This is a genomic window from Desulfovibrio legallii (assembly GCF_004309735.1).
GTDB lineage: Bacteria > Desulfobacterota > Desulfovibrionia > Desulfovibrionales > Desulfovibrionaceae > Desulfovibrio > Desulfovibrio legallii.
Map to the genome: position 1 here is coordinate 133,878 of NZ_SIXC01000005.1, position 18,466 is coordinate 152,343.

At 65.1% G+C, this 18,466-nt stretch carries 13 protein-coding genes; 6 read left to right on the forward strand and 7 right to left on the reverse strand.

Going from position 1 to position 18,466, the window contains the following annotated elements; all coding sequences use genetic code 11:
- The first annotated feature begins 117 nt into the window (after positions 1-117).
- From EB812_RS05300 to EB812_RS05315, 4 genes are read left to right on the forward strand one after another with little or no spacing between them, the layout of a single operon-like run.
- On the forward strand, positions 118-1,554 hold the full coding sequence (locus EB812_RS05300) for an efflux transporter outer membrane subunit (RefSeq protein ID WP_118230196.1): 1,437 nt from the start codon (positions 118-120) through the stop codon (positions 1,552-1,554).
- A 34-nt stretch (positions 1,555-1,588) separates the two neighbouring features.
- Complete coding sequence (locus EB812_RS05305; protein ID WP_118230195.1) at positions 1,589-2,002, forward strand: copper-binding protein; 414 nt, start codon at positions 1,589-1,591, stop codon at positions 2,000-2,002.
- Between the two features lie 54 nt (positions 2,003-2,056).
- Positions 2,057-3,472 carry an efflux RND transporter periplasmic adaptor subunit gene (locus EB812_RS05310; RefSeq protein WP_118230194.1) on the forward strand — a complete coding sequence of 472 codons (1,416 nt, stop codon included), beginning with the start codon at positions 2,057-2,059 and terminating at the stop codon, positions 3,470-3,472.
- The gene (locus EB812_RS05315) at positions 3,469-6,624 is read left to right on the forward strand and encodes an efflux RND transporter permease subunit (RefSeq protein WP_118230193.1); all 3,156 of its coding nucleotides are present in this window, start codon (positions 3,469-3,471) and stop codon (positions 6,622-6,624) included. The genes EB812_RS05310 and EB812_RS05315 overlap by 4 nt, the downstream gene beginning before the upstream one ends.
- Positions 6,625-6,743: 119 nt before the next feature.
- Here EB812_RS05315 and EB812_RS05320 read toward each other — a convergent pair whose 3' ends face one another.
- The 4 genes from EB812_RS05320 to yedF form a co-directional block, all read right to left on the reverse strand.
- Complete coding sequence (locus tag EB812_RS05320; protein WP_118230192.1) at positions 6,744-7,190, reverse strand: flavodoxin; 447 nt, start codon at positions 7,188-7,190, stop codon at positions 6,744-6,746.
- 349 nt (positions 7,191-7,539) lie between these two features.
- Positions 7,540-8,214: a hypothetical protein gene (locus EB812_RS05325; protein ID WP_130957901.1), complete on the reverse strand. Its 675-nt coding sequence runs from the start codon at positions 8,212-8,214 to the stop codon at positions 7,540-7,542.
- 83 nt (positions 8,215-8,297) lie between these two features.
- The gene (locus tag EB812_RS11895) at positions 8,298-9,065 is read right to left on the reverse strand and encodes a septal ring lytic transglycosylase RlpA family protein (RefSeq protein WP_118230190.1); all 768 of its coding nucleotides are present in this window, start codon (positions 9,063-9,065) and stop codon (positions 8,298-8,300) included.
- Between the two features lie 344 nt (positions 9,066-9,409).
- Complete coding sequence (yedF, locus tag EB812_RS05335) at positions 9,410-10,021, reverse strand: sulfurtransferase-like selenium metabolism protein YedF (protein ID WP_118230189.1); 612 nt, start codon at positions 10,019-10,021, stop codon at positions 9,410-9,412.
- A 151-nt stretch (positions 10,022-10,172) separates the two neighbouring features.
- Between yedF and EB812_RS05340 the strand changes: the two genes are divergently transcribed.
- Together EB812_RS05340 and EB812_RS05345 are read left to right on the forward strand one after the other, a co-directional pair.
- Complete coding sequence (locus EB812_RS05340; protein ID WP_118230188.1) at positions 10,173-11,867, forward strand: bacteriohemerythrin; 1,695 nt, start codon at positions 10,173-10,175, stop codon at positions 11,865-11,867.
- A 560-nt stretch (positions 11,868-12,427) separates the two neighbouring features.
- Positions 12,428-13,354 (forward strand): energy transducer TonB, encoded by a 927-nt coding sequence (locus EB812_RS05345; protein WP_118230187.1) that lies wholly within the window; start codon positions 12,428-12,430, stop codon positions 13,352-13,354.
- Between the two features lie 140 nt (positions 13,355-13,494).
- Here EB812_RS05345 and EB812_RS05350 read toward each other — a convergent pair whose 3' ends face one another.
- From EB812_RS05350 to dsrO, 3 genes are read right to left on the reverse strand one after another with little or no spacing between them, the layout of a single operon-like run.
- Positions 13,495-16,620 (reverse strand): molybdopterin dinucleotide binding domain-containing protein, encoded by a 3,126-nt coding sequence (locus tag EB812_RS05350; RefSeq protein ID WP_130957902.1) that lies wholly within the window; start codon positions 16,618-16,620, stop codon positions 13,495-13,497.
- Positions 16,621-16,624: 4 nt separating this feature from the next.
- A complete protein-coding gene (nrfD, locus tag EB812_RS05355; RefSeq protein WP_165450895.1) occupies positions 16,625-17,635 on the reverse strand; it encodes an NrfD/PsrC family molybdoenzyme membrane anchor subunit in 1,011 nt (336 codons plus the stop codon).
- Positions 17,628-18,347 carry a sulfate reduction electron transfer complex DsrMKJOP subunit DsrO gene (gene dsrO / locus EB812_RS05360; RefSeq protein ID WP_118230184.1) on the reverse strand — a complete coding sequence of 240 codons (720 nt, stop codon included), beginning with the start codon at positions 18,345-18,347 and terminating at the stop codon, positions 17,628-17,630. The genes nrfD and dsrO overlap by 8 nt, the downstream gene beginning before the upstream one ends.
- Positions 18,348-18,466 lie beyond the last annotated feature (119 nt).

Sequence of the window (18,466 nt, forward strand, 5' to 3'; positions counted from 1 at the left end):
TAATGGCGCGGCGCGTCCGGCGTGCAATCCGAGATTCTGTTTTGGCAACCTTCGTGCGCGTCCGTACCTGCGGCGCGGCGGGCGGGTTGCGTGGATTGACCCCAGAGGTGGTGCCTTATGGATACTACGCGTGTGCCGACCGTGGTGGCCCTTGTGCTGACACTGTGGCTTGCCGCCTGCTCTCTTGCGCCGGAATACCAGCGCCCGGCGGCCCCCATTCCGTCTTCGGTGACGGATGCGGGCTACGGCCCCGACGTCGTTGCTCCGGCCGCAGGGCAGCCTGCGGATGCGGCGGCCCCGGGCTGGCGCGATTTCTTCACCGACGACCAGCTGCGGGCGCTTATTGCGGAGGGCCTGCAGCAGAACCGCGACCTGAAGCTGGCCGTGCTGGCCGTAGCCGAAGCCCGCGCCCAGTACGGCGTGCAACGGGCTGAACGCCTGCCCCAGTTGTCGCTGGACGGCAGTGATACGGTTTCCGGTTCCTTCTATGATCAGAAACCCAAAGACAAGTTTGCGCCCATGCTGACGATTCCGGCTTTTGAACTGGACTTCTTCGGCAGGGTAAAAAACCTCAGCGGCGCGGCTCTGGAACGCTACCTCGCCAGTGAGGAAGCGGCTAAAACCGCGCAAATCAGCCTGGTGGCGCAGATCGCCCAGAGCTGGGCCGACCTGCGCCTGGCCCGCGAAAGTCTGCAGCTGGCCCGCGAAACAGCGCAAAGCTGGCAGGCTTCTTACGCCTTTATGGAAAATCGGCTGCGCTCCGGCCAGGCTTCGGTGCTGGAGCTGGAGCAGGCCCGCGGCGCGGCGGCTTCGGCCCAGGCGGCGCTGGCCCAGCAGGAGCAGGAGGCCGTGCGGGCCGCCAACGCCCTGTCCTTGCTGTTGGGCAGCTTTGAGAAGCGAAACCTGCCCCCTGCCGTACCCCTGGCCGAGCAGGTCATGGCGCCGCTGCCGTCCAGCTTGGCCTCGTCCGTGCTGCTGCGGCGGCCGGACGTGCTGGAGGCCGAGCACAAGCTCCGGGCCGCCAATGCGGACATCGGCGCGGCGCGGGCGGCCTTCTTTCCCGTCATCAGCCTGACAGGCAGCGCGGGCTACGCCAGCGGCGCGCTCACAAGCCTGTTTGACGGCGCGGCCTCGGTCTGGACTTTTGTACCGCGTCTGGTCCTGCCCATTTTTACGGCGGGACGCAACAAGGCCAACCTGGATCTGGCCACGGTGCGGAAAGAAAGCTCCGTGACAACCTATGAAAAAACCCTGCAGACGGCCTTCCGCGAAGTGGCGGACGCGCTCATGACCCGGCAGCACTACGCCGGGCAGCTGGCGGCGCAACAGGAATACCTGGCGGTTCAGCGTCGGGTGCTGGCCCTGGCCAAGGGCCGTTACGCCAGCGGAACCATCAGTTATATTGAAGTGCTGGACGCACAGCGTACGGTCTATGCCGCCGAACAGGCCCTTTTGACCATCCGGCGCAACCAGCTGGTCAACGACAGCAACCTCTACGCCGCTCTGGGCGGCGGGCAGACGGAACACGCGCCCGCTCCCGCGGTGCGGCCCTGACCAAAACCCTTATACCCATACCATGAGGAAGATCATGAATACCCGTATCTTTGCTTTTGCCGCAGCCCTGGCCCTGACCCTCTCCTTTGGCCTTGTTTCCCGCAACGTTTCTGCCGCCCAGAGCCTGGACCACGCGGCCCACGGCGCGGCCCCGGCCGTCGATATGACGCAGAACGGCCCGATGGCCGGCATGAGCCACGACGCCCCCGCAGCCGACGCCGGACAGGTGTATACCGCCCAGGGGACGCTGGTGAGCGTGGACGCGACCATGCCCAGGGCGGTCATCAAGCACGCCCCGGTGACAGCTCTGAACTGGCCGGCCATGACCATGGGCTTCGCCGTGGAGGACGCCGCCTTGCTGGATGGTCTCAAGCCCGGCGACGCGGTGCGCTTTGACTTCCGTATGGAAGGGACCAAGGCCGTCATCGTGGATCTGGAACGCCGCTAACAAAGCCAAGCCCGGCGCGCGGACGCCTGTCCGCGCGCCGCAAAGGAATACGCCATGACTGCGAAACATCTGCTGCTGGCCGCTGCTCTGCTTACAGGCGGCCTGGCTTTGGGCTACGCCTTGTGGGGACACGGGGGAGCCGCGGGGGGCGAGGCCCCCGGCGGCAGCACGGCTGCCGCGCCCACGGGCGAACGCAAGGTGCTGTACTGGTACGACCCCATGTATCCGGGCACCCACTTTGACAAACCGGGCAAATCGCCCTTTATGGATATGGACCTGGTGCCGCGCTATGCCGACGCAGGCGATGGCGCGGGCGTGCGCATCGACCCAACCCAGGTGCAGAACCTGGCCGTGCGCACGGAAAAGGTGCGGCGCGGTCGGTTGATTTTTGCCCGGCAGCTGCCCGCCAACATCAGCTACAACCAGTACAGTATGGCCAGGGTGCAGCCCAGGGCTGAAGGCTTTGTGGAAAAAATTCAGGCCTATGCTGTGGGCGACGCCATAGCCAAGGGCGCGTCCCTGGCGGAAATCACCGTGCCCCAGTGGGCAGCGGACCAGAGCGAATACCTGCTGCTCAAGGCGCAGAAGGGCGACCCCGCCGTGGTGCGCGGCGTGCGGGAAAAAATGCGCCTTACGGGCATGCCGGAAGAAATGCTGGCCGCCGTGGACAGGACCGGCCGGGTGCAGACCCGCATGGCCCTCAAGGCTCCGGTGGCGGGCATCATCACCGCGCTGGACGTGTACCCCGGCATGAACGTGGGCAAGGACAAGACCATTGCCGTCATAGAGGGCGTGGACCCCGTATGGGTAACGGCCAACGTGCCGGAAAGCGACGTACACCTGCTGACAGGCCGAAGTCGCGTGCGCCTCAGCGTGGCGGCTTATCCGGACCGGGTTTTTCAGGCGGAATCTTTCACCTTGCTGCCCGACGCAGACCCGGCCACGCGCACCGTGCCCCTGCGCCTCAGCGTGCGCAATCCGGAAGGGCTGCTCCGGCCCGGCATGACCGCCACCATAAGCCTGCGCGGCAGCGGGCCGGAAAGCCTGCTCATCCCCACCCAGAGCCTCATCGACTTCGGCGAGGAGCAGCGCGTCATTGTCCGCGCGGCAGACGGCAGCTTTGTACCTCGGCGGGTAGAGGTGCTGCGCTCCTCGCGGGAGCAGACGGCCGTGGCCTCCGGCCTGGAGGAAGGGGAGGACGTGGTGGCTACAGGCCTCTTCCTCATTGATTCCGAAGCCAATCTGCGCGGCGCTCTGGAAAAGATGCGGGCAAACGTCGCCCCGGCGGAAACTGCGGCGGCCCCGGCGGCCGGTTCCGCAGTTCCGGCAGGTGCTGCGCCTTCGGGTGGACCGCAGACGGCACAGGATGCGCCGTCTGTCCCGGCGGCGCAAACGGGGGCGGGCCATGCCCCCGATCACGGCCAAAGCGGCGCGGGCGCTGCGACGTCCGGCGGGAGGCAGGGATCATGATCGGCGCTCTTATCCGCGCCTGCGTGCGCAACCGTTTTTTTGTGCTGCTGGGGTCCGTTCTGCTGGCCGTCTGGGGGGCCTGGGCCGTTTACCATACGCCTGTGGACGCCCTGCCCGACCTTTCGGATACCCAGGTCATCATCCGGACGTCCTATCCGGGCAAGGCCCCGCAGTTGGTGGAGGACCAGATCACCTATCCGCTGACCACGGCCATGCTTTCTGTGCCGGGGGCCACCAGCGTACGCGGCTATTCTTCCTTCGGCGATTCGTATGTCTACGTCATTTTTGACGACAAGACAGACCTCTACTGGGCCCGCAGCCGTGTGCTGGAATACCTGAACCAGGTGCAGGGGCGGCTGCCCGATGGCGTGACGCCCGCCCTGGGGCCGGACGCCACGGGCATCGGCTGGATTTATGAATACGCCCTGGTGGACAAAAGCGGCAAACACGACCTGGCCGAGCTGCGCTCTTTGCAGGACTGGATGCTTAAGTTTGAGCTGGCCGCCGTGCCCGGCGTGGCCGAGGTGGCTTCGGTGGGCGGCGTGGTCAAGGAATACCAGATCGTTGCGGACCCGGTGAAGCTGGCGCAGTACAACATCCCCCTGGGCGCTATTGCCAGCGCTGTGGGCAAGGCCAACCAGGAGGCCGGCGGCTCCGTCATCGAGCAGGCCGAGGCCGAATATATGGTGCGCGCGGGCGGCTATCTGCAAAGTCTGGACGATTTTCGCAAGATCGTGCTCAAAACCGCCGCCGACGGCACGCCCGTCTATCTGGAGCAGGTGGCCACGGTGCGTCTTGGCCCGGAAATGCGCCGGGGCCTGGTGGAGCTTAACGGCCAGGGCGAGGTGGCGGGCGGCATTGTGCTGCTGCGTTCGGGCGAAAACGCCCGCGCGGTCATCAACGCCGTGCGTGAAAAGCTGACCGAGCTGAAGAAAAGTCTGCCCCAGGGCGTGGAAATAGTCACTACCTATGACCGCAGCCAGCTCATCCAGCGCGCCGTGGACAACCTTACGGATAAACTTAAGGAAGAATTCCTGGTGGTGGCTGTGGTCTGCGCGCTCTTTCTGCTGCACCTGCGTTCGGCCATGGTGGCCGTGCTGGCCCTGCCCCTGGCCCTCTGCGCGGCCTTTATCACCATGTACTATCAGGGCATCAGCGCCAACATCATGTCTTTGGGCGGCATAGCTATCGCCGTGGGGGCCATGGTGGACGCCTCGGTGGTTATGGTGGAAAACGCCCACCGCAAGCTGCGCCGCTGGGCGGACGCCTCGCCCGGCGAACCCCTGACCGAGGCGCGCCGCTGGGAAATCATCACCGATGCGGCGGTGGAACTGGGCCCGGCCCTGTTTGTGAGCCTGCTCATCATCACCCTGTCGTTCATTCCGGTCTTTGCCCTGGAAGGGCAGGAGGGCAAGATGTTCCGCCCCTTGGCCCTGACCAAGCTCTATGCCATGGGCGCTTCGGCCATTCTGTCCGTGGTGGTCATCCCTGTGCTCACGGGCCTGTGGGTGCGCGGCAATATCCCGTCGGAGGAGAAAAACCCCATCAGCCGTTTTCTCATCCGGCTGTACAATCCGGCCATCCGGGCCGTGCTGCACAGGCCCAGGACGACGTTGGTCGTGGCCCTGCTGGTGCTGCTTTCCACCCTCTGGCCCCTTGCGCGCTTGGGCGGCGAATTTTTGCCGCATATGGACGAAGGCGATCTGCTCTACATGCCTTCCACCCTGCCGGGCGTTTCTGTGGCCGAGGTGGGCCGCATCCTGCAGCTGACGGATAAAATGATCAAAACCGTGCCGGAAGTGGATACGGTTTTCGGCAAGGCGGGCCGGGCCGAAACGGCCACAGACCCCGCACCGGTGGAAATGCTGGAAACCACCATCCGCCTCAAACCCCGCGAGCAGTGGCGCAAAGGCATGACCATTGAGAAAATCATTGAGGAGCTGGACGCGGCCGTGCGTCTGCCGGGCATGGCCAACCTTTGGGTGCCGCCCATCCGCAACCGTATTGATATGACCTCCACCGGCGTAAAAAGCCCCATAGCCGTGAAGGTGTCCGGGCCGGACATGGCGCAGATCGACGCCACGGCCCTGCAGGTGCAGCATGTGGCCGCCAGCGTGCCCGGCGTGGTTTCCGCCCTGGCCGAAAGCCTTACCGGCGGCCGCTATGTGGACGTGCGCGTCAACCGGGAGCGTGCGGCCCGCTACGGCATGAACGTGGCGGACGTGCAGCTTTTCGTTTCTTCCGCCGTGGGTGGGGAAAAGATTGGCGAGACCGTGGAGGGCGTGGCCCGTTACCCCATCAATCTGCGCTATCCGCAGCAGTACCGCGACAGTCTGCCCGCCCTGCAGAGCCTGCCCGTGCTGACCCCCGCCGGGGAGCAGATCACCCTGGGCGACGTGGCTGACGTGCGTATGGTCTCCGGCCCCACCATGCTCAAGAGCGAGCAGGCGCGCCTGGCCGGCTGGGTATACATTGACGCGCGCGGGCGGGACATGGTTTCCGTGGTGCGTGACCTGGACAAGGCCATCCGCGAGCAGATCAGCCTGCCTGCCGGGGTGAGCGTGTCCTTCACCGGGCAGTACGCCATGCTGGAACGGGCTACGGAGCGGCTGACGCTTATGGTGCCCGCCACCCTGCTGATCATTTTTGTGCTGCTCTACATGGAGTTCAAAAGCGTACGCGAATCCCTGCTGATCATGCTCTGCCTGCCCTTCTCGCTGGTGGGCGGGGTGTGGTTCATGTACCTTAAGGGTTACGCCATGTCCGTGGCCACGGGGGTGGGCTATATTGCTTTGGCCGGGCTGGCGGCGGAGTTTGGGGTGGTCATGCTCATCTATCTCAAACACGCCGTGGCGGAACGGCCAGGTCTGGCTTCGCCCGCCACAGCCACGGCGGCAGAGCTGGACGAAGCCATCCACGACGGCGCGGTGCTGCGCGTGCGCCCCAAGGCCATGACTGCCGTAACCACTGTGGCGGGCCTGCTGCCCATCTTCTGGACGGCGGGCACGGGCTCGGAAATCATGACCCGCATTGCCGCGCCCATGTTTGGCGGCATGATCAGCGCAGCGGCCCTGTCCATGTTCATTCTGCCGGCGGCCTACAAGCTGCTGCTCGCCGCCCGCCTGCTGCCGCACGGCAGGCCGCAGGCGTAGCGCGGCAGCGTGATACTGCGCCACAAGGCCGGAGAACCTGCAGGTTCTCCGGCCTTGTGCGTTATGAGGGGGAGGTTGTCGCGCGGGCTCGCGTGCGGCGCGCGCCCCGGCGGGACGGGCTAGAGGTTTTTGAGGACGTCTTCGGCGAAGGAGGCCACGGCGTCGGGGTCGTTCATGGCGTCGCCTTCCATTTTGAGGCCTTCGGCGATGATGGTGGCGCCCAGATCCTTGGCGCGCTCTTCAATGGCGTTGACGGCCCCGCAAAAATGTTCGTATTCCCGGTCGCCGGAGGCAAAGGCGGCCACCTTGCGGCCCTTGAGGTTCATCTGGTCGAATTCGTCAAACAGAGGGGCGAAGTCGTCCTGCATTTCCAGGTCGTCCGTGCCCCAGGCCGAGCAGCCCATGAGCACGGCGTCGTAACCGTCGGCCAGATTGTCCGCCGAGGCTTCGGCAGCGTTGAGCAGCTTCACGTCGTGCCCGGCCGCGCCGATAAGCTCCGCGAGCTTCTGGGCGATGCTTTCCGTGTTGCCCGTGCTGGAACCGTAGAGAATGAGAACCTTGCTCATGAGGCGAACTCCTCCCGGCATGGCCGGGGATTAAAATTGAAATCCATTTTCACAAAAGAAGTAAAGACCTTCGTCCTTGCTGTCAAGGGGATATCCCGCAGGGATTTTATCAGGGGTTGCGGACCAGTGCCGGGGCAGCCCGGTGGGGTCCGCAGACTGCCCGCGTTGGCGCAGGGTTTGGGGCTGATGCCGGGCGGATCTGTGCGGGGCCCCATGCGTCGCCCTCCGGCGCATCTTTTTGATTCTGGTCCGAGAAGACGGCGTGGGGGCCGCGTGTCCTGCCGGGGCGCAGGCCTGCCTGCGGATACAGTGTGGAACCTGCTCTAGGAGTAAGGCGCTCAAGGGCGGTTCAGAAGTCCAGTTTGAACTGCATGCCCAGGCCCAGTTGGGAATCGGGCTGGCGGTTGTTGCCGGGGCGTTCGCGTTGTTCGTTTTTAAGGATGAGTTCTGGGCCCACGCCGATGCTCAGATCCTCCGAGGGGGCCATATCCGCATAGGCGCGCACCACATGGCGGCTTTCCAGGGTCAGATTTTCGTCCGGGGCGCTGTTTGGGTCGGCAGGGGATTCGCGCCAGGAGGCGCTTTCGTCCGCCACCTGTACGTTCATGCCGCCCCGTTTTTTTTCTTCCTGCTGGGCTTTGTCCAAGGCGGAATTGATGCCGGCGGCCGTGTCCACACTACCGGATTTTTTACCCACGGCCCGCTGCTGCAGATTTTCGGAGGGCAGGCCCTTTTGCCAGGCGTTGCGGCTGGAATCCGCCGGGCCAAAGGCCCACGGGCGGGCGTGCAAGCCCTGAGCCTGGCGGTGGGCAACCGGGTGACGGGGCGGGGCCTTCTTGCCCGCGTAAGATTTTTGGGGCGTGCCCGCTTTGGACGGCACAAGCCGGGCCTTAGCGCCGGTTTTGCCGGGCGCGGCAGGCTGGGGCTGGTCCGCACCTGTCGGGCCCGCAACAGCGGGCGCGGCCGCAAAAGCGACCACAAGCAGGCAGCAGAGCAAAAAAAGCCACAGTCTGACCATAGGCACAAGTGTATGCGGGGGACAGGCCCCCTGTAAAGGGTGGGCCGGCGTCCTTGCCCGGGCCCGTGGGCAATCCGCCTGGGGTTTTGTCAGCGTTGGGCCGCGTTGCCCAGCACCACCACGGCTTCTGGGTGGACCTGGCGCACGGCTTCGTGCATGGCGGCAGCATCGGCAAAGGCGCGGTAGGGGCCCAGGGTCTCATCGCCCATGGCGGCCTTGTAGCGCACGTAATAGGCTTCATCGGGGCTCAGGGGGGTGCCGCTTTCGTCGCTGACAACCTCCAGGGCCACGCGCCCCACGCCCTTGTTGCCGATATCGATCTGCTGGGCTGCGGCGTAGGAAAGATCGATGATGCGACCGCGTACAAAGGGGCCGCGGTCCGTCACACAGACCATGACACTTTTGCCGTTTTCCTGGTCCGTGACGCGCACTACAGTGCCCATGGGCAAAGTGCGGTGAGCTGCGGTGAAGGTGTACATGTCGTAGTTGAGCCCGCTGGCCGTGGGGCCGCCGTGAAAGTCGCGGCCATACCAGGAGGCCTTGCCCGTCATGATCTCGCTTTCCTGGGCGCGGCGCAGCCACACGTCACGGCTGTCCACGCTTTCGCGCGTCACACGGCTTTGCTTTTTGCCGTTTTTGCGCTGCGTTTTCTGCTTTTGGGCGGAGGTTTTTTTGACGTTGCGCTTGGCGTTGCGCACATCTTTGGAAGCGGATTTTTTGGAGGCGGCTTTGGAAGAAGCGGAAACCTTTTTGACGGAAGCATCGCCGGAAGAAGCCGCGTCGGCTTTAAGGGGAGCGACCAGGAGCATACAGGCTGCCAGGACCGCCGGCACAAAAAGCCAGCGTGAATACTGCATGACCATTCCTTTGTTGTTGTTCGAGGCTGGCCGGCGAATTTGCCGGACGGACCGCGCCCGCAGTCCTGACCCCAGAAACCTTCCTCTGGCGGCGGCAGCGCCTTGCGCCCCGTTCCGCCGGTTTCCCCGGGGAATGCCTTTTCTGATGCATCAAGTGTACCGTAGGTAAATGGTTTGTGTCAAACTGTGAATAAACTTTTTATTTCAATGGATTAGCATGAAATTTTTTCTAAAAAAAGTCAAAAAAACGGCCGCCGTGGGTCTTGTGACGCCCGAACGTTTTGTCTGTTTTTTGTCGCCGTACCGCAGCGGCCAATGGCGTGGGGGCAGCATAAAGGTCTGGTTCAGGGCCGGATGATTTTGTCCGCCAGGTCAAGGCTGGTGACAATGTCCAGCATGTTGGAAGTTTCGCCTACGGCCTTGGCTTCCAGCAGGCCGTAGTGGGTGAGGCAGGTGCCGCAGACCAGCACGGAAACGCCGTCGGCGGCCAGACGCTGCAAAGCCTCCAGGGCCGGGCCCGGTGTGGCGGCCAAGGTGACGCCGCCGTTGATGAGGATCACCCGCCAGAGGTGGGAGCCCAGTTCCGGCAGGGTGGTCAGAAAGTTGGTCATGAGCTTGGCGCCCAGGCCGTCATCACCCCTGCCCAGGGTGGGCGTGGTGATAAGCGCCAGGGTACGCGGGCCGTTTTTTGCCGCAGAGGCAGCGGGGCGGGCTTCCGGCGCGGCGGGCGGCTGCCCTGCTGCTTCGTCGGCGCTGGCCGTAAGGCTCCAGCAGGCCGGTCCTTCCTGCGCCACACTCACGGCAAAGCCCTGGCCGCGCAGAAAGCGGCTTACATTATCCACTGCGGGTTCGTTGTCTACCAGCAGGCGCAGGTCTTTGGCGCCCGCCCGCAGCAGGTCGCGGCAGCGCACCACCGGCAGGGGGCAGGCCAGGCCGCGGAAATCGGCTGTTTCCATATGTCCTCCTCACGCTCCGCCTGGGGCGGGCCGCGTCAGTTGTGGTTTGTGCACGGCCCCTTAAGAATAGAGTTGAATCGGCCGATAAGCAAGCAAGGGCCGCGTCGGCAGATGCAACGCGCGGCCACGCGCAACATAAGGCGGGTTGGTTATGGGTATTGGACTGCAGGTGTTGGTGCTGGCGATTCTGGGGGCCCTGACTTTTTACGCGGATCTTGGCGGCGACAGGCTGATTTTTGTTGGGCTCGCGGCCCTCTGCGCTCTGGCCGACATGGCCTTGTGGCTGCAGGCGCGCGCTCAAAGCCGGAAACTCTACGACTACACAGGCACGCTTATTGACGTCGGCGATAATGCCCTGCACGGCGATGCCGCACAACGCGCCCTGCACTGCCTGGAGCAGCTGCGTGCGGCCGCGGCCCGCCAACCGGAAAACGACGCCGCGCTTGTGCGGCTGCAGGAGGAAAATGCGGACCTGCACAGTCGGCTGACAGCGCTGGAGGCAGAGAAGGAAGCCTTGCGGCAAAAGACCGAGCAGGGGGGCAGCGTGCTGCACAAGGCCCACACGGTCTGCAACAAACTTTCTGAAGAGGTGCGCGGCCTTTCGCATCTGATTACGGCCGTGAACAAGGGGGTGGAGGTGCAGCGCGACCACCTGGCCGAAACAGCACAGGCCATGAAGCGGGTGGCCGCCACGGCCAGCGAGGCTTCGGTACAGGTGCGTGGACTCTCGGACAGCGCCCAGAACTCCAGCGCCAGCGCGGCCACGGGCGAGCGCGAGGTGGAGGGATCCGTGGCCTCCATTGAACGGGTCAAGGACACCATTGTGCAGCTCAAGGAAGCTATGGCCGGGCTGGGCGACAAGGCAAGCAACATCGGCCAGGTCATGTCCGTCATCAATGAAGTGGCGGATCAGACCAACCTGCTGGCGCTCAACGCGGCCATTGAGGCGGCACGGGCCGGCGAGGCCGGGCGCGGTTTTGCCGTGGTGGCCGACGAGGTGCGCAAACTGGCTGAAAAGACCATGGGCGCCACCAAGGAAGTGGAAGAGGCCGTGCGGGCCATTCAGGACGAAACCCGCCGCAACGTGCTTACGGTGGACAGGGCCGCCCAGCTTAGCGTGGACGGCGCGGAGCAGGCCTCGCGCGCCGGCAACTTCATGCGCGATATTATCCATGCCATGACGGAAACGGCCAGCAGCCTGCAGGTCATTGCCGACAACGCGGCGGAGCAGTCCAAAAACAGCGCGGGCACCAACGGCGCGCTGGAAGAAATCCGCAATGTGGCCGAAAACACGGCCACGGCCATGGAAAACTTTACCGCAGCCCTGCTTTCCTTCCAAAGCGGCATGGAAGAGCTGGACATGATCGTCAACGCCCTGGTGAGCGGCGACTACGACCAGGCCGCCACAGACCAGTTTGTGCAGTGGACGCCCAAGCTGGACCTGCACGTGCCCATGGTGGACCGGCAGCACAGGATGCTGGTGGGCTATATTAACGAGCTCTACGAAGCCATGGCCCACAACCGCACCAGCAAGGAGCTGCAGGCCATTGTCAAAAAACTGCGCGACTACACGGCCACCCACTTCAGCGACGAAGAAAAGCTCTTTGCTCCCACCAGCTACCGGGGCACGCAGGAGCATATCAAAATCCACAGAAAATTTGTGGCCAAGCTGGACGAAGTGGAACAGGAACTGCAAAACGGCACGGCCACGGTGAGCATGGAGCTGCTTACCTTCCTCAAAGACTGGCTTGTGCAGCACATTATGGGCACGGACCCGACCTATGTGCCCTACCTGTCGGCCGAGGACAAGGATCCGGAAGCGGACCTGAAGAGCGCGGCGGTTTAGCGCCGGTTTATCCTGAACGTGCGTTGGCGGTCTGACGACTTGCCCGGGCTGCACGTCCGGGCCCTTGCTTTTACCGTATTTCAGTGTTACGATTATTTTAAAGATAACTTTAGGGCATTGCAACGTTGCAATGCCCTAGCAGTTGCGTGAGCAGACGCCCGCCATGGAGGCGCAAGCGCAGCTTTAGCCGTTACGTCGCAAGAGCTTGGCCCGCTACGACGAAGGAAGTTCCGGGCAAAGACAGCGGCGCTGGCTACGGATGAAGACGGCACCGCTATGTATTTGCGCGGGTAAGCGCCGGAACTCGTGTGCCGTAAACTTTGTGACTACCTCTTTTCAAAGGTAATCTGCTCTAGAGCATGTAACACTTGAAATGCTCGCTTACGGCAGGCAAAAGCCTGCCTTCTCGCATTTCGTGGCAAGGATTTTCAAGAAAATCCTTGCAGAGCAGTTAGCTCATTTCATTCGCTAACTGCTCTAAAAGCCGCCACATTCTGCCGCCCGCAAGGCGGGGCCGGCGCGTAACAACGCATTTGAAGGTAAGATAAGGAGTCTGCGGCATGGGTCGTTCCGCGCATCCCCTCCCGCTTCCCGTCCTGACGGTTTCCGCCGTCGGCGCTCCGGCTATGGCTGCGGAGCCCGGAGTGGGCGCGTCGGAGGCGGCGGTCTTGCCTGCTCTGCCCGCGCCGGAATCCGGCGGCCGCCTCGCGTGCTGCAGAGGGGTGTTCTCTTCCCTGCTGCTGCACGCCGCTCTGGTCATCCTGGCGTTGGCGGCTCCGCTGACCGGCGGCGGGCCGCAGCCCGTCCCCTTGCTGCGGGTCACTCTGGTCAGCCTGCTGCCCGGCCCGGCGGTTTCCATGCCTGCGGCCCCTGCCGCGCCCACAGCCGCCGCGCCCGCCCCGCCGTCAACGCTGTCTGCCGCGGAAGCGGCTGCGTTGGCCCCCAAAGCCGTTACCCCGTCCCCCGTGCCCCGCAAAGGCGCCGCCCTTGCTCCCAGACCGCGCGCGCCGGCCCGGCCCGCATCCGTGCGGCCCACGCCCGTAAAGCCAAATCCTGCCCGGCCTGCCGCTGCCGGTTCCGCGCCCGTTGCCGCAAGTCCGGCCAAAGCAGCCGCCGACGCTCCGGCAACGGCCTTGGGCGCAGGCACGCCCGGCCCGACGCCCGGCGCGGCCCAGGGCGAGATTCGGGGCGAGGCCCTTTACACGCCCAGCCAGCTGGACAGGCCTCCGGCCGTCACCCGTCCGGTACGGCCCCACTATCCGGACAGCGCCCGCAGCCGCCGCCTGGAAGGCCGGGTAGTGGTGCGGCTGGTGGTGGAATCTTCCGGCCTGCCGGGCCCCTGCGCCGTCCACGCGGCCAATCCGCGCGGCTATTTTGAGGACGCCGCCCTGGAGGCCGCGCAGCGCACGCGCTTTCGTCCCGGCAGCAAGGACGGTCGGGCCGTGCGCACGGTGGTGCTGCTGCCCTTTGATTTCCGGCTGCAATAGCCTGCGATAGCCCGCGGAAAAGGGGCGGGTCGCTCACCGCTCCCCAAAAAAAGCGGAGAAAGCCTTTGGTGCAGCTTTCTCCGCCCGTGTAGGCGCATATGGAATTCCAGGCTCCAGGACCGGGAGGGCGCGTAGCGCCGCTACCCCCGGAGCCGTTCCACCCGGACAGGAATGCCCTGGCGCACAGCGCTGCCCGAATCGCTTTCGGTCAGGGCGGTAACGCCTTTGCGGCTGGGGTCGCCGGGCACAAGGTCATTAAGGTTCATGCCTGTGCCGCAGCCAGGTACAGCGGGGATGCGCCTTCCGTCCACCCAGACGTCGGCGGCGCCCAGGGCCTTGTGCCCAAAGCCGTGTTCTACGGCCACTACGCCGGGCATAACTGTTTCCGTCACCGTGACCTGCGCTTCAGTCGCGCCGCCGGGGCTGACCAGACGCACGCGTTCCCCTTGCAGTACGCCCAGGGCGCGGGCGTCGTGCGGGTGCAGAAGGACCATGTTCACTGGTTTGATGGTCCGCAGACGCGGCGAAACAATGGCGTAGGAATTGATCAGGTTGGATTTGAACGAAATCATCAGTAAAGGATAGTCTCGCTCGCTCCAGTGCTGCCGCAGGGGCGTGCCGTCGCTGAATTCTCCGGTCCGCAGGGTAGGAAGGCCGCTGTAGTGCCGCCCTGTCTGCCAGTGCACAGCCTTGGCGGCGTCTTCGTTGTATACGCACAAGGCGCGGGTCCAGCGGCTGCCCAGTTTATCGCCGTCGTAGCTGGCGGCAAAGGGCGCGAAGAGGCCGCCCCGGCTGTAGATGCGGGCCACGGGGCCGCGTTCTTCGGGCGGCAGCACGGCCGTAATGTCCGGTAAAATGCGCCCGATGCCCGAAAGCCGCGTGTCTTCCGCACTGGGTGCGGCCTGAACCTGCCCCTTGCCGAAGGCCATGTTAGCGGCCAAGCGCAGATAATAGTCCTGCGGCGTGTTCAGGGGGTGCAGCGCGCCGTCCGCGCCGGGGATGGCCTTATCCCCAAAGCCGGGCAGATCCATGCGTCTGGCCACGGCAATGAGAAACTGCTCCATGCACACGGGTTGTCCTTCGGCGGTCTTTTGCTGCGACGGGGCCACAGCAGGCCAGCGGGCCGTGGACATGCGGGTAAGCACGCCGCACCAGGCCCCGGCAAAGCCGCCCCAGCCCTCGTACATGCAGGGGTCCGGCACCAGGTAGTCGGCATAGGCGTTGGTTTCGTTGTGAAAGGCGTCGATGCCGATGATTAGGGGCAGATTTTTGGGTTCGCGCAACAGCGGGTCCATAACCTTGTGCAGCCCGCCGTGGCCGTACAGCACGTTGCCCGTCCAGTTGATCCAGGCTTTAAAGGTAAAGGGATAGCCGTTGGCGTGGCCCAGCAGATGCTCGCCCGGCATATTGGGGGGCGTCAGCGGAAACCAGGGTGAATCTGCCGGATAAGGATTGAGGCCCGCCGCCTTCCTTTTCCGGAAGGCCGTGGATTTTTCGTAGGGGGCGCGGCAGCGGTTGGCCGGAAAGCCCTGCGGTCCCTTTTTGCCGGGAAAGTTGTTCAGATCGTAGCGCGGCCCGGTATAGGCGGCCTTATGGAAGTTCGGCGGGGGCACGGCCACGCCGCCTTTAACGTTAAGGTTGCCGATAAGCGTGTTCAGGGTCAGGGCCGCAAAGGTGGCATTCATTCCGGAAAGGCTCATCATGCCGCCGTGCACGTCCACCACGGCCCGCTTGCCGTGGGCGGTAAACTCTCGCGCCAGGTCTTCTATGGTTGCACGCGGTACGCCGCAAAGCGCGGCATACTCGTCCAGACTGTGGGCGCAGGCTTCTTCCTTCAGCAACTGCAGGGCCGTGGCCGCTGTGGCCGTGGTTCCGTCGGGCAGCGTTACCTCGCCGCGAAAGAAAAGCGCCGCCGTGGGGCACTGCCCCGCCGGGGTCAGCTCTCCTTGAAGGCTCATGACCAGGGGCTCGCCGGGCAGGGGGGTACCGTCCGGGCCTTTTTGTCCCGTGGGGGGCAGGCGCAGTATTTTGTTTTGCTGCGGGCCGGAAAGGCAGACCAGGTGGGTGGCGTTGGAAAAGGCCGCTTCCCCGGCAGAAGTGGCGGCCTCCAGGGTGGGGTGGCTCAAAAAGGCCGCGTCGTGACGCGCGTTTTCCAGAATCCAGCGGATCATGCCCAGGGCCAGGGCCGCGTCTGTGCCGGGCCGCACAGGCACCCAGCGGGCCCGGTCGCGCGCGGCGTCAGTGACGGAAAGGCGCAGTACCGGGTCAATGACCACATAGTGCAGGTTGCCCAGGGTGCGGGCCTCGGCCACCATGCGGGCCGAGCGGTTGAAGGGGTTGCCCGCCTGGGCCGGGGCCGTGCCCCAGAATAAGGCAAATTCGCAGTGCTCAAAGTCCGGCTTGGCGTGCGTGTTGGTGGCCAGATTGTTCAGGGCCATGCCGGAACCCATGCGGAAGGAAAGCCCGCAGTAAGCCCCGTGCTTGCCGAAGTTGCGCGTGCCGTAGGATTGGATGCCGAAACGCTGGAAGAAAAAGACCTCCCGCCCGTCGTCAAAGGCGTAGGTCAGAAGCAGGCGGTTGGCGTGGGGGCCGAACTCCGGGTGTTCCGGATTGGCTGGGCCGGGTGTTTCACGGATGGCGCGCAGGCCGTCCACCGGCCCCTCGCCGAACAGGTCTCCGCCTTCCACCACCTCTTCCACCAGCTGCTCAAAAGAGATGCTCTTCCAGCGGCCTTCGCCGCGCTTGCCTACCCGTTTAAGGCACTGCCGCACGCGAAAGGGGTTTGTTTGGGCGTCGGTCATGGCCGCGCCGCGTCCGCAAACAGCGGCCCGCCCGCTGTGCCCGGCCAGGGGGGATTCAGGCGCATCGGCTCTGGCGGAAAGGGCGCGCAGGGCTTCGCTTACGGGAGTCTGCATGGGCAAGGCGTGGGAGGACGCCAGCGGATTGTAGGGATTGCCCGCCACGCGCGTCACCTGCTCCTTGCCCGCATCAATGTGCAGACGCACGCCACAGAGCGTGGTGCAGCCCCAACAGAGGTTGAAGGCGGTGCGGACGCCCTGACCGGGACTGACCTGCCCCTGGGCGTCCACCGAGTATTCGGGTTCCAGAGCGTTTTTGTTCACGGGGTCGCGCACGGGTATGCCCGCCGTGCCCCGCATAATGCCGTCCAGAACGTTCTTGCCCGCACCGGCCGAGGCGGCGGCCAGTGCCCCCGCGCCCAGCAGGGCTGCGCCTGTGCCCAGAAATTTACGTTTCTTCGCGTCCATGGTCCTATCCTTCCAGAGTGGGGGCGGCCGGCGGCAACAGCCGGGGCAGGAGCACGGCCACCAGCACGGCCAGCCCCGCCGTGCCGGCAAAGGCGGCCAGCGCGTCCGGCCGCAGCAGGTCAAAAAAGGCGGCACGCGCCGGATACAGCGCAGCGTTGCGCCCAAAGATTTCCCCCATGTGTACAATCTTCCACAACAAAAGTACGCCGGACAGCAGCGCGGCAAGCCCCCAGGCCGTCCGGCCGCCGCGCCCCGTATTGTGCAGCAGCAGCAGGGCCGTCAGCCCCAGCAGGACCATGAGCGTTTCCGGCCCGTGCCACCAAGGTCCCACAAAGGGGGCAAAACCCTGGGGCGCGGGCAGCAGCAGTGCGGCCAGAGCGCAGAGCGGCACAAGGGCGGGCGCGGTGCGGCGCAGGCCTTCCGGCGGGGCGGAGCAGCGCCCCAGCACGGGCCAGAGGCGCAGGGCCAGCAACAGGGCCAGGCCTGCAGCCCCGGCGGTCCCGCCCGCCAGCAACACGGGCGTGGCCCAGAGGGCGGACCAGAGCGGACGCCCCACGCAGGCGCGCAGCTCGCCCGTGGCATAGGCCAGCACCAGTCCCCCCAAAATCAGGGCGGCCAGCGCCAGGGCAAGCCGGACCGGGGCGATCAGGCCCCCTGTGCGGACCGCAGGTTCCTTGCGCCGGTGCAGCCAGAGCAGGGCCAGGGAGCAGAGCAGGGCCAGGGGCAGAATATAGGCTCCCCAGGCCGTCCACGACGAAAAAGCCGGATGGGCCACAAATTCCCAGACGCGCAAGGGCTGTTCCAGGGGCACGAACACGCCCAAAAGGCCGCAGGCCAAGGCGCAGAGGGCCGTGAGGGCAAAGAGGTAGGCCCAGGAAGCGGCGGCGTGCCAGGCGGCCAGCCCCGCGGCCGGCAAGGCTACGCCGCCCGTCAGGATCATAGTCAGGGCCAGGGGTTCCCAGGCCCCCCACTGGGGCGGTCGGGCAAAAGGCACGAGGTCAAGAAATTCAGTCATGGCTGGCCCTCCCTGCCGGATCCACGGGCAGCGGCTCCGGCACGCCGTTCGCATGGATGAAGCGTGCGTCCAGGCCGAGGTAGAAGACGTGCGGCCTGGTGTCTTTTTCAGGATACAGCACGGCCACCTTGCCCGTGTAGGCGGCCAGCAGGCGGCTGACCGGACTTAGGGGGTCGTGCAGGTCGCCAAAAACGCGCGCGCCGCCCACGCAATTTTCTACACAGGCGGGCAGCAGGCCGGCGGCCATGCGGTGGGCGCAGAAGGTGCACTTGTCCGCCGTGTGGGTTTCGCGGTTCAGAAAGCGCGCGTCATACGGACAGGCCTGCACGCAAAAGCCGCAGCCGATGCAGGTGGCGGCGTTGATGAGCACCAAGCCGTCCTTCCGCTTGTAGGTGGCGCCCACCGGACATACGGGCACGCAAGGGGGATTTTCACAATGGTTGCAGAGACGCGGCAGCACGGCCAGGGCAGGGGCGTGACCGGCGGCCGGATCGCCGCCCAGAGCGTATTCGTTGACCGTGGTGCGGAACTCGCCCAGGGGTACGGCATTTTCCGCCCCGCAGGACACGGTACAGGATTGGCAGCCCACGCAGCGGCGCAGATCCACCACCATGGCGTAACGCGGGCCTTGCGGCGCATCCGCCTGAGCCGGATCTGCAAGCAGACCGGCCGCGCTCACGCAGCAAAGGGAAAGGAAGGTTCTTCGGCGCATCAGGCCCTCCATTAACACGATCCCGGCGAAACCGTGACTGTTGCATGTCAATCGTAATTAGACCAGTTTTGTAGGCTTTGGACCTCTGGCTGTCAACTTTGGACCATTTGGCACAATCT

Bases quoted from the DNA above. Each gene is read 5' to 3' on its own strand.
- EB812_RS05300 (WP_118230196.1), top strand. From the start codon at position 118: ATGGATACTACGCGTGTGCCGACCGTGGTGGCCCTTGTGCTGACACTG.
- EB812_RS05305 (WP_118230195.1), top strand. From the start codon at position 1,589: ATGAATACCCGTATCTTTGCTTTTGCCGCAGCCCTGGCCCTGACCCTC.
- EB812_RS05310 (WP_118230194.1), top strand. From the start codon at position 2,057: ATGACTGCGAAACATCTGCTGCTGGCCGCTGCTCTGCTTACAGGCGGC.
- EB812_RS05315 (WP_118230193.1), top strand. From the start codon at position 3,469: ATGATCGGCGCTCTTATCCGCGCCTGCGTGCGCAACCGTTTTTTTGTG.
- EB812_RS05320 (WP_118230192.1), bottom strand. From the start codon at position 7,190: ATGAGCAAGGTTCTCATTCTCTACGGTTCCAGCACGGGCAACACGGAA.
- EB812_RS11895 (WP_118230190.1), bottom strand. From the start codon at position 9,065: ATGCAGTATTCACGCTGGCTTTTTGTGCCGGCGGTCCTGGCAGCCTGT.
- yedF (WP_118230189.1), bottom strand. From the start codon at position 10,021: ATGGAAACAGCCGATTTCCGCGGCCTGGCCTGCCCCCTGCCGGTGGTG.
- EB812_RS05340 (WP_118230188.1), top strand. From the start codon at position 10,173: ATGGGTATTGGACTGCAGGTGTTGGTGCTGGCGATTCTGGGGGCCCTG.
- EB812_RS05345 (WP_118230187.1), top strand. From the start codon at position 12,428: ATGGGTCGTTCCGCGCATCCCCTCCCGCTTCCCGTCCTGACGGTTTCC.
- EB812_RS05350 (WP_130957902.1), bottom strand. From the start codon at position 16,620: ATGGACGCGAAGAAACGTAAATTTCTGGGCACAGGCGCAGCCCTGCTG.
- nrfD (WP_165450895.1), bottom strand. From the start codon at position 17,635: ATGACTGAATTTCTTGACCTCGTGCCTTTTGCCCGACCGCCCCAGTGG.
- dsrO (WP_118230184.1), bottom strand. From the start codon at position 18,347: ATGCGCCGAAGAACCTTCCTTTCCCTTTGCTGCGTGAGCGCGGCCGGT.